Here is a 13,951-nt window from a genome sequence, read left to right on the forward strand (position 1 = left end):
TCTTCAGTCAACACGAAGATCTCCGCGACCACGGCCCAGAAATTTCGAGCATCGTGGTCAATAGATTGGGGAGCAACTGAGTCGATCAATCAGCCATTGTCCAGCTGGCCCCGGCAGTGAGTCTGTCGCGTGAACTGCGCAGATATCTATTTTAACTCCCTCCTTCGGCGAACCTTCCACATCGAGCGTAGCCAGAGCGCCAGCAACTAAGTCCTGTTCGACCATGTGCCAAGGCATGCTGCCCCATCCAACACCATCCTTGAGGAACGCGTACTTCGTCGATAGATCAGCCAGACGCCAGGTCGAAGGCGACAGCACGCCAAAGTCCTTCCCCGCCAGCAGTTCTGATCGATCAGTCAGCACCAGTTGAACGTGCTTGGCCAATTCCCGCCGAGGAATCTTCCCACTCAGCCTGGATAGCGGATGATCAACTGATGCCACCACCACTAAAGAGAATTCGCCAATTCTCTCGATTGACAGGGTGGGGAATGAAACTGGCAGTGATGCCAGGATACCAAGGCTGCACCGACCATCGAGTATCGGTTGATAGCCCGCACCGAGGCCTTCGACGAAAATCTTTAGGCGGGTATGCGGGAATCGCTCGGCAAACTCTTTGACTACGGCAGTAATGGCAGACGTCGGAAAGAACACGTCAACTACTACGGATAATTCAGGTTCCAGCCCTGACGTCATGAGCTTGGCTCGCGCCTTCAGAGTGTCGACGGCCGAAATGATGCTGCGCGCATCTGTCAGCAGCAGAGCACCTTGGGGTGTCAATTTGGGGAAACGACCTGAACGATCAAAAAGCGTTACCCCAATCTGATCCTCCAAGCCGCTCACCCAGCCGCTCACTGCCGATTGCACCCTGTTGAGTTTCCTCGCGGCCGCAGAAAAACTGCCTTCGTCTACGGCAGCGACAAATGTTCTTAGCTGATCAAGCGATACACCGTCGAGCATCCCGCCCCCATCCATCCGAATTAGCGATACATAGCATCTCAATATACCGTCTTTTCAGATCCTCAAGAACAGCTCATCTTTCACATGCCCATTAAACCGTAAGCTTGGTGACTGAAATGCAAATCCTCCATCTTGACGCCAGCATCCTAGGCGACGCGTCTGTCAGCCGTACCCTGTCTTCGCAGATCGTCGCGCGCCTCGCTGCGCTCCACCCGGACAGCAAGGTGATTTACCGAGATCTCGGCCAAGACCCTGCACTACATCTTTCCTTGGAGCATCTATCAGCCTGGCAAGGCACTGTGGCCAAAGACCCAATGTTGGTGAACGACCTTTTCAAGGGAAATAGCTATCTGCAAGAACTCCTCGATTCGCAGATCGTGGTAATAGGCGCGCCTATGTACAACCTGACGATCCCGAGCACGCTCAAGTCCTGGATTGACCGGGTCGCGATATCAGGCAAATCGTTCCAATACACCGCCACTGGCCCAGAAGGCCTCTTGAAAGGAAAGCAGGCTTACGTCGCTTCATCACGTGGTGGTGTGTATTCGCCAGGTAGTCCTGCGGCAGCTTTAGAACATCAAGAGAGCTACTTGATCGGGCTATTGGGATTTCTGGGCGTCACGGATACACGAGTCGTGCGCGCGGAAGGCTTGGCTGTAAGTCCAGAGGCCAAGGATGAGGCGATAAATAGGGCTCTTCAAGAAATCGCCACGATTGGCGCTTGATCAAATCAATTTTCATTTTTTCTTCAGGAGTTCGAAAATGAAATACGCCATTATTGGTTCCGGTAACGTCGGAACCGCCATTGCTCGCCAATTTGCCCGGGTCGCGATTCCAGTATCTATTGCGAACACTAGAGGGCCAGAAACGATTCTCCCCCTCACAGCAGAGTTGGGAGAAATGGTCACAGCCACCTCTTTGGAAGAGGTGCTCTCTGCCGACGTTCTATTCCTGGCACTTCCATTTATCGCAGTGGAGGCTCTCGCTCGTAGTCGATCCGACTGGGCTGGCAAGATCATCATCGATCAGACCAACGCCTATGGTGTACCACCGGAAACACTTGCGGGACGGCTCTCTTCTGACATTGTTGCCCAAGCGCTGCCAGGCGCGTCGGTCGTCAAAGCTTTCAACCAACTTCCGGCTGGCGTACTGGCCCGAGATCCCTCTCAGGATGGCGGACGGCGTGTCGTATTCGTCTCCAGCAACGACGAAAAAGCTGCCTCGACCGTCAAAGCCTTAGCAGAGCAACTCGGGTTCTCGCCAATCCTTGTCGGGCGAATCGATGAAGGTGGTCGCCTTCTTCACATTCCTGGCCCACTGGTGCTTCACAACTTGATCGAGCATCCACTCAAATAAGGCGATGAGCATGAAGACTGACGAGCCGATGTTCGTTCGTGAGGTAGCTCGTGTTGCTAACCCTGACACCTCAGCTGGACGTATGGCCGGGCATCGGGCTCGCCGACTGATAGATGGTGATCCAACCTTTTCCGATCCCTTCGTAGTGATGGCCGAGGACTGGATGCCCCGTGGAGCATTTCCTCGTCATCCACACCGAGGCATGGAGACAGTGACCTTTGTGATTGATGGGGTTGTCGAGCATCGTGACAGCGCTGGGAATGGGGGCATGATCAAAGTAGACGGCGCTCAATGGATGACAGCGGGTCGAGGGGTTTACCACGAAGAAAATGCGCTTCCAGGAACGATTGCCCATACGTTGCAACTATGGGTGAACTTGCCAGCGGCACTGAAGATGTCCGAGCCGCGTTATCAGGATCTAGCTGGCAGCACGATGCCCGTCAGGCGAGAGCCGGGGGTCGAGGTTCGAGTCTTCTCGGGTCAGTCCGGGAGCGTAAGCTCGTCCACTCTCAATCATGTTCCAATCATAATGCTGGATGTGCGAATTGAGCGCGGAGCGTCATTTCGGCAGATGCTCCCAGCCACAGACAACGCTTTCATGTACGTCTTGGCAGGCATACCGAAAATTGGGGAGGCTGGGAGGCTCGTCCCGGCCAGCCAACTGGCATGGCTGACCCGCTCTGAGAAAAGTGGGCAGTCAGAGGTCACGCTCAGCGCCGAGAATACGGATGCCCGGTTGCTGTTCTTCTCAGGCAGTCCATTGCGCGAACCTATCGCTCTTGGAGGCCCGTTCGTGATGAATACAGAGGAAGAGATTCAAGAGGCGTTTGTCGACTTTCAGACTGGGCGGTTTTGAGTAACAAAGCACTGTGTGTTGGCGCTGATTGAAAACTGACCCACCCTGCCGATGGAAAATTGACCCAGGACGGATTGCTGACTTTTGCCCCAGCAATTATGGATAAGCTTAGCAGCAGTGTTCCGGTTGAAGACGCATCGGGCCCGACCGCATGCAGGCATGCAGCAGGGCACTTATGGTGCGGATCAAAACGGCTCATCGTCCTCGATACCATCTCCGTCCTTACGCTTTCGTTCCCGTGACTTGATCTTTGTCTGGGCGGCCAAGGTGCTGTGTTGCAGGCGGTAGGTACAGGTTGCGTAACGGCAACCAGTTATGCGGCAACAGCTCGGCGATCCCACTGGCGCGCTGCGTCGGCAGCCGCGTTAGTACATCTTTGAGATAAGCATACGGATCATGCCCGTTAAGCTTGGCCGATTGGATCAGGCTCATCAGCGCAGCCGCGCGTTGACCGCTGCGTAACGACCCCGCAAAGAGCCAGTTCTTGCGCCCAAGAGCCCATGGCCGGATTTGCTGCTCTATATGGTTGTTATCAATAGGCACCGCACCGTCATCCAGATAACGTGACAACGCCGTCCAGCGTTTCAGACTGTAATCCAGAGCCCTGGCGATGGCCACGCCATCGTGCACAAGCTCACGCTGGGCGATCATCCAGGCGTGCAGCATGTCAATCACGGGGACAGCTTTTTCTTGTCGTATTCGTCGCCGTGCATCTGGCTCCAGGTCGCGGATTTCACTTTCGATTTCGTACAGCAACTGGATATAGCCCAGGGCTTGCTCGGCGAGCGTGCTTTTGTTGGTGGCATGCAGGTCGAAGAACTTGCGCCGGGCATGGGCCATGCAGCCAATTTCGGTGACGCCCAGTGCAAAACTGGCCTTGTAGCCACCAAAATCGTCGCACACCAGTTTGCCTTTCCAGTCTTGCAGGAAGGCACGAGAGTGGTCGCCCGAGCGGCTTGGACTGAAGTCGTACACCATCGCGCGGACATCGGCAGACGCGGTGGTCGCGTAGGCCCAGACGTATGCTCGATGGGTTTTCTTCTCGCTAGGCATGAGCACCTGTACCGGCGTTTCATCGGCGTGCACCACGTTGTGGGCAAGTACCACTTCGCGCAGCGCATCAACCAGCGGTTGCAGTTGCACACCGCAGAGACCGACCCACTGCGCCAAGGTCGAGCGCGGGATGGCGAGGCCGGCCCTACCAAAGATCTTTTCCTGACGGTACAGCGGCAAATGATCACCGTATTTGGCGATCATCACTTGAGCCAGCAGACCTGCCGTGGGGATGCCTTTGTCGATGATTTGCGCCGGAACCGGTGCCTGGATCAGCGTTTCGCATTGATCACAAACCCACTTGCCACGGATGTGCTGTTCGACAGTGAACACGCCGGGCGTGTAGTCGAGTTTCTCACTGACGTCCTCACCGATACGCTTGAGAGCGCAGCCACAGCTGCACTGCGTGTTATCGGGTTCGTGATGGATCTTCGTGCGCGGAAACTCGGACGGCAAGGCGGTGCGTTTTGGTTTCTGCCGGGCCACGGCAGGGGTTGGAGCGAGTTGCAGCGCCTCAAGCGCAGCTTCGATGACCACGATGTCGACGTCGATATGCTCATCGAGCAGACTGGCTTGATACAGGTTTAGTTGCTCGCTGCGCTTGGCAAACTTGAAACGCTTGAGCTGTGCGATCTCATGGGTCAGCTTGTCGTTGACCGTTTTGTAGTGGTGGATCTGCTTGTCCATGCACTCGACTTTTTGATCGAGACTCTCGACGCGCTGCATCAACTGCACCGCGATAGTGCGCAGTTTTTCAGGGCTTAGTTGGTCGAGATTGGGTAGCGAAGTCATGCGGCCGATTTTGCCAGAACAGAACATTACCGACGATAGGCTCATCGGACAATTGCCTGACGACGCTGACCAGAGCAGGTGTTACATCATGGTAATCGCGCTGTTTTGCCCGACTCTTTGCCAAGGCAAACCCAGCACCAAAGCCCGAAGCTGTTCATCGCTCAACTCTAGCTGAAGGCCATGACGAGAACCTGGCCAGAAGAACTTGCCTTGATGCAATCGGCGAGCCGCCAGCCAGATACCTAGGCCATCGTGCACCAACACTTTCAGGCGATTGGCGCGGCGGTTAGCAAACAAATAAGCACAGTGCGGCTGCGCCGCACCGAACACGGCCACCACCCGCGCCAGCGCGGTGTCAGTCCCGGCGCGCATGTCCATAGGGTCGGTGGCGAGCCAGATGGCGTTGATGCGGATCATCGCAATAGGTCTCGAAGAAAGGTCGCACAGACAGCCGCGCTGTCCGCTGGCCTACTAATTTTTACGGTGCCGCGCGGATGCTGGATCTCAACGCTGATGTTCGATGATGCCGCTTGCGACTCCGCGCTGGCGAGTGGCATGGGCAGTGAGACAAAGCGGGTTGTAGCGCCGTGCTTTTCTGCGGTTGCAGCCGAATCCACTTGTGGACGAGGTTCGCGTTGAGGCTGTGGTTCAGCGCGATGCTGGCAATCGAGGCTCCGGGCTGGGCGCACTCCTGAATGACTTGAGCCTTGAACGACTTGGAATAGGAACGGCGTTGTGGCTGCATGAAAGACCCTCTTGAAAGGCTAGAACTGGTGTCCACTTAGATGAGGTGGACACCATCGCCTTTGGCGGTGGGGTCAGTAAGGCGTGTTAGCCGGCCGGTTACTATTCAGGGCTGACCTTCAAAGGCAATCGGACTTGCTTATTTGAAAGTCAGCGATCGGAGCACTGCTTGAGTCATTGATTGTGTATTTGATCAAGAGCCCCGACTTCACGAACGGTCCTAGGCCTTTTTCATCGCAGGATACAGAGGCCGCAAGGGCCTTTTTGTCCTTCGTAAATACGTCGGAATCGACTTCATCTTTCGAGGTTTTTGTAAGCGTGTAGGAAATACGCATGATTTCGTCGTTATAGGTTACCGAATCAAGGCGAGCGTCAACGATCATCTTCGGGGACTGGGCATTCATGATGAGCGCGATCCCTTTAAGCTGGCGTTCTCGCTCTTCCTTTTTGTCTTCCGAAGCAGACCGTGCATGCCAGAGTTGAAGCAGCACAAAGAGTGAGATCATTGCTGAAAAAAAGAGGATGGGTCCGCGGTACTGCTTCAACTGAAATATCCATGTCAAAAGGCTATCAGTTATTTGACCATGCCATCCCCCCCATCTCAAGCTGGAAAAATGCCGATGATTCGTGTGGTTGAAAAGGATCGTGGTCTGTCCCCAGCGCCCGCGTAGTCCCCTCATGGGGCGGGCGCTGGGCACGCTCGATGACCCGGGTGGCAATTGCCGGGCGCGCCAGCAGTTCGGCGAGCAGTCGCCAGGAGAAATTGAGCATCGGTAATCCTGACCTGATAGCGTTGCGTGAAAGGGTCATGGATGGGGACAGCGAATGGCCAAACCATGTGTTCCGATGTCTATTCGGAATGAGGACCGTTAATGCCGTACAACTACACGAACGGCCGCTACCTGGTCTTCAAAGGCCGGGGCAGCGATGGGGCGCCCTTTGGCCGGATTCACCAGGACGGAAAAGTTCGAAACCTTCTGGGTGAGCCGCTGTACTACATAGACATGGACGAACGTGCGTTCATTTCGGTCGATTTTGTCTTTCTGGGTGAAATACAAAAATGTCGCGGCACGTTTTGTGTGCTCAGCGACAAAACGCTTTTCACATTTTCCGAGATGAAGGTTAAGCCACTGGGAAACGAGACCGAGGAGCAGGCGCTTCACAGGGAGTTCAAAAGGAGGGCGCTAAGTTTGGCAGGGCAGATCGTTCAGGCGAAGAATGAGATGGTGCAGGCACGCTTGGATATGGCCTGGTCCAATTTAAACCCTTGCCGTCGTTTCCGTGCCTTCTTCACGAGCCGAGCCCGAAGGGGGCGAGCATTAGGGTGGCGTTACAGTGGGTTGGAAAGTGATCATGAGTTCAAATCGGAGTCTGTCTCCATCTCCTCATCATCAATCGCGACAATGGTCTTGTGGGCTGCGGATGCAAGAAAAATGCGGGCAGACCAGGATTATGAAGCGGTCCGATTAGACTTGAACTCAAATCGCGGCCTGTCCCCAGCTTTCTGGTTTTCGTCGATCGAGGTGGGTTCCATAGCGGCACTTGCAGCAAGTCCCCGTCGTAGCTCGCGCTGGGAAAACATCCAGTCAATCTACACTCCGCGTTTTGCCCAGACACTCGTCAATTAATTGGGACTTAAATGAAAAAGGTAGTTTTGACTCTCTCGCTGGTCACACTGGCAGCCTGCATGCCTTATCAATCAGTGACCTCGCCAGATCCAAATTGGATGCGTCTGGGTGGAGATGAGCCTGAAGGTTATCCAAGGTCGTTTGTTGAGAACCTGAGCGGCAATTGCGCTCTGGTTACCGAGTCATGGTCTGAGGGACGAATCAATGGTCGTCTGCTGTGGACCAAGAAGCAGGCTCGAAAGGCTGTTACCTGCCCATAGGCGCCTGCGTAAGGGCTGGTTTCGCGCCGCTAAGAAGTGACAAACCACGATTCTGAGGCCGCTAGATTAATGCACGCACCTGGCCCGCCCTTGGCTCGTAGCAGCGAAGTAATGGTGCTAAATTCTGCGCGTCCAGCATGTGGGCCCATCTGGCTCGGCGGGATATTTAACTCCTCTCTCAACCGATTTTGTGGATATGGAAATTCAATGAACACATCCAAGCTTTCGATTGCGCTGTCCTGCGCGGTAGCTGTTTTGATGTTGAGCGGATGCGCTGCCTCTGTAAAAAGCGGCGGGACTGAAACGCTCGTCATTCAGGAGTCAGCCAAGCAGAACCTGATCGTAAACTTTCAAGGCAACAGCAAGGTTCAACAAAACGAGGACTGGCCTCGCTTGAAGCAAGAGTGGAATGACGCCCTGCAAGTCGAAGCAACTCGCGCCGGCTACAGCCTTAAAGAGGCTCAGGCATCAAGCCTCGAGGGCAAGGACGGTGTCGGTATCAAGATCAACGTAACCAATTTCCGTTACCTGACTCCAGGCGCGCGCTACGGAGCCGGGGTCATGGTGGGAAATGCGTGGGTCAATTCCAGTGCCGACTACTCGGACTTGAAATCGGGTCACCTGATTGGAACTCGCACCTATGACACGTCCTCGTCGGCTTGGGAAGGTGTCATGTCGGCTATGACCAAAGAGCAGGTCCAGGCTATTTCTCAGAAAATCATCAGTGACATCAAGAGCGCAAAAACCAAGTAATGCGATCCTGGATAACCGGCGTCATGAGTCGACGAATAAAGTGGGTTGCGGAAGAGCGCGGATGACTCAATGGAAAACACAGGGAGTCTGGAGCAAGGCGTGGACCTATGCGTTGTTGGTATTTCTCGTAGTGTTTTCCTTTTACTCCGACGCGACCTGGCTGGGCGACGGCCCATCCAAGCCCAAGCGGGTCTTCAGCCCCGGCTTCATCGCGTTCTGCGCATTGGTGGCTGTGTTTGAGCTAATAGTGCTGAATCACTTCTATGGTGCGAGTAGATGAGGTGAGAGTTAAAGGATTGAGGGGACGCGGGGCAGGCCACGATTATGAGACGGGCTGATTACAGATGAACTCAAAATCGTGGTCTGTCCCCCTGTTTCCCACCTCACGCCCGGCTGCATCCCTCCAGCTTCACTCAATCCGGCTCCGGAACTTTTCCTTAAAATGATGTCAATTTGATAGCGTGTCGCGACGCTCAATAAAACAGGATCAACCAGTGCCAGGCTGTTTCCTGGCAGGCCCAGGAACGTATGAAATGAAAGTGATTCTTGCGATGGTATTGATGTTCAGCGGTTACGCCTTTGCCGGTTGTGGCAACATCGATGATCATGACCAGCGCGCTTATTGCAATGCCAGGGAAAGCGGCAGCAGTTGCGGGAACATTGATAATCACGATTTGCGTGCGGCGTGTAACGCAGAGCTGGGAGGCAGTTCCTGCGGCAACATTGATGATCATGACCAGCGTGCCTATTGCAATGCCAAGCAGGGCGGCAGCAGTTGCGGCAACATCGATAATCATGACTTGCGTGCGCGATGCAACGCGGAGACGGGTAGCAGTTCCTGCGGCAACATTGATGACCATGACCAGCGCGCCTACTGCAATGCCACCACCGGCAGCAGTAGTTGCGGGAATATCGACAATCATGACCTGCGCGTCCAGTGTGAGTCCGCGAAGCGCTGATTGGGGGCATCGGCGGGGGATGGGTAGGGAGCACCTGCATAGCGTTCTGCCGTGATGTATCTGCGTCGAAGCTGATGAAGCAACGCCCCCAGGGAGGGTTGATCAATGCCAAAGAAACTTCAGGAAAGCAAAGCAGCGACGGCTGCTGACATTGAGCGCTCCATCCAGGCACTGAACAAAATGGCGGAACGCCTCTGGGGCGATGGTCGGGAGGCTGAGGCGAAAGCCCTGCTCGATGCCTTGGATGCTTTAAACAGGGCGCTCGACAGGATCAGGATTGGGGAGAGTCGCAGGGTTCTTCATTGAAGCATGAAGGGAAATGGGTCACACCCACGATATGAAACGGGCCGATTACAAGGGGGCCAAAATCGTGGTCTTGTCCCTGGTTTCACGGCGTCGGCGTACCTTTGGCGCGCAAAGAAAAGCCCGACTGGGGAGGCCGGGCTAAAGGGTTTCACTAGGAGCTGAGATGACCATAGGCGCTCGGCTGTGAAAGGGATGTGAAAGATTGCGTCCAGTACGAGTTTTATAATCGTGGTCTGTCCCTGGTTTCCTCTCATAGGCGCCCATTTGAACACCCAGAGTGTTGAGCCTGATGCCCGTGAGACATTCAGTGGGGATCGCGATTGCGCTGCAGCCACTCGTCAACGACCTCTCCAAGCGTCTTAGGGACACCATCACGTATCCAGCCCATAAAGCCTCTATCAAATTTAAACTTCGCACCGCAGTGCTCGACCATGAATCTGCGGACGTTTTGTGTGTTTCGGTAATGCTTGCAAACTGGCGTATCTCTTGTGAGTTGATCACTGTGCCAATTAAAACTCATGGGGCAGGCTCCAAGCCGAGTGGTCTGATTTATGAGTTCATGGCATGGGATGCTTGGCGTCTCGCAAGCGGTATCCACACGTCCACGTACCCCTTCCCTTGGGAGGGTGCGAAATCAGGGCTGTACTGTTCGAACTCAGGCGCGTCGGCAAGCTCATATTCGGATTCAGGCAGCCAGTGATTGAAAATGGTGAAGAAAGTCTGATGGATCGTAGAGATATGGCCTTGGTGCCGAAACACGACATAGTTTTGCTGCGGCACCCTGAAATACCGAAAAGCCGGAGGAAGACCTTCGACGCAGGACACCTCGGTGCCGGCAATGTACTCAAAACTGCCATCCGGTTCAGGATTACAGCACAGGCCATAGCCCCCGTTGTTTACCTGATTGGGTACCTGTCCCAGATAGGGGGAGAACGCTTGCCACAAGCCGACGATGCCTTCGTTCTTATCGAAGGTAAAACGATCCCCAAGACCTGCGATGAAAAACTCTGCTCTAGTTTCAAAGCAAGGTTCAGAGAGTGTTACGAGCTTCCTTTCTTTCATACGTAAAGGCTCCACGAGCGAGAGATGTTCATCCTCGTGCCCACGCACCTGCTTTGGAGTGAACCCAAACAGATCGCAGAAGGCGCGCGTAAAAGCTTCATGGGAACCGTAGCCAGCATCCAGCGCTACTTGCAGGATATCCGGCGCACCTTGACGCAAGGTCAATGCCGCTTGGCTCAAACGGCGTGCGCGGATGTAACGCATCACCGACCAGCCCGTCGACAACGCAAACAAACGGGCCAAGGCAAAAGGAGACATGTTGCAATGGCGTGCGACACGTCCCAGATCGAGTTGGGATCCCAGCTCCAGTTCGATGTACCACAGGGCCCTTTCGATACTCAGCATGACGAATCTCCATGAATGCTGAAGCGACGTTATCAAATGGATGGGGACAGCATTTGATCGTTCTTGCGGTTTCTGCTTTCCACGCCAGAGCAAATGAAAGATCTCCACTTCTCGTCACTATGGCTTATGAGGGCTCAACCGTGTGCTGCGAGCGCCATTGCCGCTAAAGGCTGGCTTCGAAATGAATTTACCGGCGGTCCGACCTTTTGGAATTGCTGTCACCCGGGGGACTCCACTCATAGAGAAATATGTATTTCTCAATTGCGGTGAACACCGCTCGAGGTAAATGGAATGACGTCGTTCGAAGAATTCAGGGCCACATCCCATGAGCTTCTCAAAGAGCTGGACGCTGCGACGATAAAAATGATGATGCTGGTTTCTGCGAAAGAGGTATCCGGTCCTTTTTGGGAGGATGCTGCCCAGCGGCATCATGATGCTGTAGATGCTTGGCATTCCTTTCTCAATATCCCTACGGATTTTGCTGCGAATTTGCCTCTTCCCTAAGGGGGGCAGAGGGAAAGGGTGGGGCGATTTCCTCTGTTCTTCCGCGCTGAAGGCGTCACGGTGGGGCAGTTATGCTCGGATGGCTACAGATTCAAAAAAACGGAGGCAGATCACGTGTATGAGGCGGGTCGATTACAGGTGAGCCTAGAGTCGGGGTCCCCAGCTTTTCGATTCGTCCTTCAGCACGATCCGGTGAGCTTTATGCACAGCCGGTCGAGGATCGCGCGCTCAAGGTCGGATCACCGTACGTGCTAGTAAGCCATCTGGCTTTTCCGCGTTGTCGTTATGACAACCAACCGACAGGGAGGTCATCGAATATACCTATCGGGAAAGTTCGCATGCCATTACTACCATTCCAATTTCAATCCGGTCAGTTTTGAAAGGGATTTCACCGATTTCTTGGAAACCGAAACCTTCATAGAATCGCCGCGCATTTGAGTTGGTCTTGAGTACGTCAAGCCACAGCAAGCGTTCTCCGCGCTCTATCGCTCGGCGGCAAATGAAGTGCAGGAGTTGTTTCCCATATCCTCGTCCTGCTTCGGACTTGAGAAAGTAGATTTTTTGTAGCTCCGCGCCCAATTCGCCAGTTAAAGGCGCAGGCGTTGACCAGTTAACTTTGGAAAAGCCTACGACTCTACCGCTTTCGTCTGAGGCTATAAGCCACAAATGGCAAGCGGGGGATTCGAGTGATTTGCCGAGCGAGGTAGGAGAAAAATCTTGATTAAGGAAGTCCTGAATGCCTGAGACAGACCAGATGTCCGAAAAGTGCTCTTGGTAGGTCTCACAGCCGATTTCACGTAGAACATCCAGGTCGGCTTTAGTTGCTTCGCGAATATTAACCACATTTCTCACCAGTTTATTTGTCAGGCTCCAACAACCATTCACTAAAAGCCCGTACCTCCATTTGCCGCTCCCGCCCCGGCACACACACCACCGTATACCGCGCACCCGCCAAGCGAACTTCAGGGCGATATTCAACCAGCTCCCCACGCGCAACAGCCTCAGTAACCAGCACATTGCTGGCAAGTACCAGCCCGTGCCCGGCGATCGCCGCCTGCAGGGCATGCTGCTCCTCGTCATAATGCCGGAAACGCGGGTTCTCCAGCCAGCCCAGGGTGCCGGCCTTGGCGCACCACGCAGGCCAGTCGATTGCCACCTTTGCACTGCTCAGCCACGGCACGTCGATCAGTTCGACGGGCGAGCCCGCTGCGGGCGGTTGCCAGCCGGGGCGGCAATAGACGCCAAAGTACTCGTCCAGCAAAGGCTGTTCGAACAGCTGTGGGTCAGGCGTGAAGAGGGCGCGGATCGCCAGGTCGATGCTGGCGTCACGCTGCAGGTCGACCACGTCGTTGCTGGTATGCAGCCTGACGTCGATCTCCGGGTACAACCGATGAAAATCCCCGAGCCGCGGTATCAGCCACAGGCTGGCGAATGCCGGCGTCGTGCTCACTACCAGCGACTGTGCAGCACAAGGCGGTGACAGCACCTGCAGGCCATGTTGGATATCAAGCAGGGCACGGTGCATGAAAGGCTGAAGGCGCTCGCCGTCGGCGCTCAGGCACACGCTTTGGCTGGATCGTTCGAACAGGCGCACGCCAAGGAAGGCTTCAAGGCTTTTGACCTGATGGGAGATCGCCGCCGGGCTGACGTTCAATTCCTGGGCCGCTGCCTTGAAGCTGCCCAGCCGTGCAGCGGACTCGAAGCCGCGCAAGGCGGTGAGGGGCAGTTTGGCGAACATGGGCGGGTAGGTTACTCAGGTTGAGCGTGGCTCAATTTAGCTCAATTGTGCGCGGGTGCTCAACTTGCCAGGCTGTGGTCTCCCACCTCGCTCCAGGAGCCCAGCGATGCAAGGCACGCCCCGTAAAATCCTTCAGGCCATCCTCTACGAAGCCGGCGGCGTGCTGTTCGTGGCCCCGGCGCTCGCGCTGACCTACGAACAAGGGATGGGCTATTCAACTCTGCTGTCGCTGGTGATTTCTGCCGTCGCGCTGGCTTGGAACATGCTTTTCAACGGCCTGTTCGAGTGGTGGGAACGTCGCCAACCCAGTCGCCATCGCAACTGGCAGCGACGGCTGCTTCACTCCCTGGGATTTGAAGGCGGCTTGACGTTGATTCTTACCCCGGTGATTGCTGCGTGGCTAGGTATCAGTCTATGGCTGGCGCTGATGACCAATCTGGGACTGTTTGTGTTCTTCTTTTTTTACTCGCTGGTTTTTCAATGGCTGTTTGATCGAGTGTTTGATGTTCCGCTTTCGGCGCAGGCCGATCAGGGTTCTGTATCCAACGCCCGTTGAGTCAGTTGCACTTCGGGAAAGCCCGATGTCTTCCTATACTCATCGCTCAGGGCCGGAGGGGAACCGGCGAATGTGAATTGTG

The 13,951-nt window shown here is 55.0% G+C and carries 19 protein-coding genes; 9 read left to right on the plus strand and 10 right to left on the minus strand.

All coding sequences use genetic code 11. From position 1 onward, the window contains the following. Positions 1–57: 57 nt before the first annotated feature. Positions 58–957 (minus strand): LysR family transcriptional regulator, encoded by a 900-nt coding sequence (locus tag AB4O09_RS10880; protein WP_003203818.1) that lies wholly within the window; start codon positions 955–957, stop codon positions 58–60. A 116-nt stretch (positions 958–1,073) separates the two neighbouring features. Here AB4O09_RS10880 and AB4O09_RS10885 point away from each other — a divergent pair, with 116 nt between their 5' ends. Genes AB4O09_RS10885 through AB4O09_RS10895 form a run of 3 tightly spaced genes read left to right on the plus strand, consistent with a single transcriptional unit; the run spans position 1,074 to position 3,169 of the window. Further along, positions 1,074–1,682 (plus strand): FMN-dependent NADH-azoreductase, encoded by a 609-nt coding sequence (locus AB4O09_RS10885; RefSeq protein ID WP_003203815.1) that lies wholly within the window; start codon positions 1,074–1,076, stop codon positions 1,680–1,682. Positions 1,683–1,719: 37 nt separating this feature from the next. After that, the gene (locus AB4O09_RS10890; RefSeq protein WP_027912984.1) at positions 1,720–2,313 is read left to right on the plus strand and encodes an NADPH-dependent F420 reductase; all 594 of its coding nucleotides are present in this window, start codon (positions 1,720–1,722) and stop codon (positions 2,311–2,313) included. Positions 2,314–2,323: 10 nt separating this feature from the next. Continuing rightward, complete coding sequence (locus tag AB4O09_RS10895) at positions 2,324–3,169, plus strand: pirin family protein (protein ID WP_028236712.1); 846 nt, start codon at positions 2,324–2,326, stop codon at positions 3,167–3,169. 222 nt (positions 3,170–3,391) lie between these two features. On the opposite strand, the gene tnpC is transcribed toward AB4O09_RS10895, so the two are convergent. The 5 genes from tnpC to AB4O09_RS10920 all read right to left on the minus strand — a co-directional run bounded on the left by tnpC (position 3,392) and on the right by AB4O09_RS10920 (position 6,529). Beyond that, positions 3,392–5,014, minus strand: a complete 1,623-nt coding sequence (gene tnpC / locus AB4O09_RS10900) for an IS66 family transposase (protein ID WP_003203808.1) — start codon at positions 5,012–5,014, stop codon at positions 3,392–3,394. Between the two features lie 81 nt (positions 5,015–5,095). Beyond that, on the minus strand, positions 5,096–5,431 hold the full coding sequence (tnpB, locus tag AB4O09_RS10905) for an IS66 family insertion sequence element accessory protein TnpB (protein WP_003203806.1): 336 nt from the start codon (positions 5,429–5,431) through the stop codon (positions 5,096–5,098). Between the two features lie 61 nt (positions 5,432–5,492). After that, positions 5,493–5,759 carry a transposase gene (locus AB4O09_RS10910; RefSeq protein WP_003203804.1) on the minus strand — a complete coding sequence of 89 codons (267 nt, stop codon included), beginning with the start codon at positions 5,757–5,759 and terminating at the stop codon, positions 5,493–5,495. 118 nt (positions 5,760–5,877) lie between these two features. Next, the gene (locus tag AB4O09_RS10915) at positions 5,878–6,303 is read right to left on the minus strand and encodes a hypothetical protein (protein ID WP_232002352.1); all 426 of its coding nucleotides are present in this window, start codon (positions 6,301–6,303) and stop codon (positions 5,878–5,880) included. 25 nt (positions 6,304–6,328) lie between these two features. Then, positions 6,329–6,529: a hypothetical protein gene (locus AB4O09_RS10920; protein WP_032833301.1), complete on the minus strand. Its 201-nt coding sequence runs from the start codon at positions 6,527–6,529 to the stop codon at positions 6,329–6,331. Between the two features lie 101 nt (positions 6,530–6,630). Between AB4O09_RS10920 and AB4O09_RS10925 the strand changes: the two genes are divergently transcribed. From AB4O09_RS10925 to AB4O09_RS10940, 4 genes are all read left to right on the plus strand, one after another. After that, positions 6,631–7,386 (plus strand): hypothetical protein, encoded by a 756-nt coding sequence (locus AB4O09_RS10925; RefSeq protein WP_003203802.1) that lies wholly within the window; start codon positions 6,631–6,633, stop codon positions 7,384–7,386. Positions 7,387–7,853: 467 nt separating this feature from the next. Then, a complete protein-coding gene (locus tag AB4O09_RS10930; protein WP_043042784.1) occupies positions 7,854–8,399 on the plus strand; it encodes a DUF4410 domain-containing protein in 546 nt (181 codons plus the stop codon). 533 nt (positions 8,400–8,932) lie between these two features. Further along, complete coding sequence (locus AB4O09_RS10935) at positions 8,933–9,358, plus strand: hypothetical protein (RefSeq protein WP_003203795.1); 426 nt, start codon at positions 8,933–8,935, stop codon at positions 9,356–9,358. 105 nt (positions 9,359–9,463) lie between these two features. Next, entirely contained in the window at positions 9,464–9,664 is a 201-nt protein-coding gene (locus AB4O09_RS10940) for a hypothetical protein (protein WP_013693816.1), read from the plus strand. A gap of 304 nt (positions 9,665–9,968) precedes the next feature. Here the strand turns inward: AB4O09_RS10940 and AB4O09_RS10945 are convergent, their stop codons facing one another. Both AB4O09_RS10945 and AB4O09_RS10950 read right to left on the minus strand, forming a co-directional pair. After that, positions 9,969–10,184, minus strand: a complete 216-nt coding sequence (locus AB4O09_RS10945) for a DUF6434 domain-containing protein (RefSeq protein ID WP_444758596.1) — start codon at positions 10,182–10,184, stop codon at positions 9,969–9,971. Positions 10,185–10,213: 29 nt separating this feature from the next. Next, positions 10,214–11,071 carry an AraC family transcriptional regulator gene (locus AB4O09_RS10950; RefSeq protein ID WP_027912986.1) on the minus strand — a complete coding sequence of 286 codons (858 nt, stop codon included), beginning with the start codon at positions 11,069–11,071 and terminating at the stop codon, positions 10,214–10,216. A gap of 291 nt (positions 11,072–11,362) precedes the next feature. Between AB4O09_RS10950 and AB4O09_RS10955 the strand changes: the two genes are divergently transcribed. Further along, positions 11,363–11,575, plus strand: coding sequence for a hypothetical protein (locus tag AB4O09_RS10955; protein ID WP_028236716.1), 213 nt, complete (start codon positions 11,363–11,365; stop codon positions 11,573–11,575). A gap of 321 nt (positions 11,576–11,896) precedes the next feature. On the opposite strand, the gene AB4O09_RS10960 is transcribed toward AB4O09_RS10955, so the two are convergent. Together AB4O09_RS10960 and AB4O09_RS10965 are read right to left on the minus strand one after the other, a co-directional pair. After that, the gene (locus tag AB4O09_RS10960) at positions 11,897–12,418 is read right to left on the minus strand and encodes a GNAT family N-acetyltransferase (protein WP_080766485.1); all 522 of its coding nucleotides are present in this window, start codon (positions 12,416–12,418) and stop codon (positions 11,897–11,899) included. A 13-nt stretch (positions 12,419–12,431) separates the two neighbouring features. Then, positions 12,432–13,313 (minus strand): LysR substrate-binding domain-containing protein, encoded by an 882-nt coding sequence (locus AB4O09_RS10965; protein ID WP_426385536.1) that lies wholly within the window; start codon positions 13,311–13,313, stop codon positions 12,432–12,434. 106 nt (positions 13,314–13,419) lie between these two features. On the opposite strand from AB4O09_RS10965, the gene AB4O09_RS10970 reads away from it, so the two are divergent. Beyond that, entirely contained in the window at positions 13,420–13,869 is a 450-nt protein-coding gene (locus tag AB4O09_RS10970; protein ID WP_013693812.1) for a PACE efflux transporter, read from the plus strand. Positions 13,870–13,951: the final 82 nt, after the last annotated feature.

It is taken from the genome of Pseudomonas sp. H1_F01 (genome assembly GCF_054681425.1).

What these genes read in the sequence shown, in the direction of transcription:
- AB4O09_RS10880 (WP_003203818.1), bottom strand. Translation starts at nt 957, where the DNA reads ATGCTCGACGGTGTATCGCTTGATCAGCTAAGAACATTTGTCGCTGCC.
- AB4O09_RS10885 (WP_003203815.1), top strand. Translation starts at nt 1,074, where the DNA reads ATGCAAATCCTCCATCTTGACGCCAGCATCCTAGGCGACGCGTCTGTC.
- AB4O09_RS10890 (WP_027912984.1), top strand. Translation starts at nt 1,720, where the DNA reads ATGAAATACGCCATTATTGGTTCCGGTAACGTCGGAACCGCCATTGCT.
- AB4O09_RS10895 (WP_028236712.1), top strand. Translation starts at nt 2,324, where the DNA reads ATGAAGACTGACGAGCCGATGTTCGTTCGTGAGGTAGCTCGTGTTGCT.
- tnpC (WP_003203808.1), bottom strand. Translation starts at nt 5,014, where the DNA reads ATGACTTCGCTACCCAATCTCGACCAACTAAGCCCTGAAAAACTGCGC.
- tnpB (WP_003203806.1), bottom strand. Translation starts at nt 5,431, where the DNA reads ATGATCCGCATCAACGCCATCTGGCTCGCCACCGACCCTATGGACATG.
- AB4O09_RS10910 (WP_003203804.1), bottom strand. Translation starts at nt 5,759, where the DNA reads ATGCAGCCACAACGCCGTTCCTATTCCAAGTCGTTCAAGGCTCAAGTC.
- AB4O09_RS10920 (WP_032833301.1), bottom strand. Translation starts at nt 6,529, where the DNA reads ATGCTCAATTTCTCCTGGCGACTGCTCGCCGAACTGCTGGCGCGCCCG.
- AB4O09_RS10925 (WP_003203802.1), top strand. Translation starts at nt 6,631, where the DNA reads ATGCCGTACAACTACACGAACGGCCGCTACCTGGTCTTCAAAGGCCGG.
- AB4O09_RS10930 (WP_043042784.1), top strand. Translation starts at nt 7,854, where the DNA reads ATGAACACATCCAAGCTTTCGATTGCGCTGTCCTGCGCGGTAGCTGTT.
- AB4O09_RS10935 (WP_003203795.1), top strand. Translation starts at nt 8,933, where the DNA reads ATGAAAGTGATTCTTGCGATGGTATTGATGTTCAGCGGTTACGCCTTT.
- AB4O09_RS10940 (WP_013693816.1), top strand. Translation starts at nt 9,464, where the DNA reads ATGCCAAAGAAACTTCAGGAAAGCAAAGCAGCGACGGCTGCTGACATT.
- AB4O09_RS10945 (WP_444758596.1), bottom strand. Translation starts at nt 10,184, where the DNA reads ATGAGTTTTAATTGGCACAGTGATCAACTCACAAGAGATACGCCAGTT.
- AB4O09_RS10950 (WP_027912986.1), bottom strand. Translation starts at nt 11,071, where the DNA reads ATGCTGAGTATCGAAAGGGCCCTGTGGTACATCGAACTGGAGCTGGGA.
- AB4O09_RS10955 (WP_028236716.1), top strand. Translation starts at nt 11,363, where the DNA reads ATGACGTCGTTCGAAGAATTCAGGGCCACATCCCATGAGCTTCTCAAA.
- AB4O09_RS10965 (WP_426385536.1), bottom strand. Translation starts at nt 13,313, where the DNA reads ATGTTCGCCAAACTGCCCCTCACCGCCTTGCGCGGCTTCGAGTCCGCT.
- AB4O09_RS10970 (WP_013693812.1), top strand. Translation starts at nt 13,420, where the DNA reads ATGCAAGGCACGCCCCGTAAAATCCTTCAGGCCATCCTCTACGAAGCC.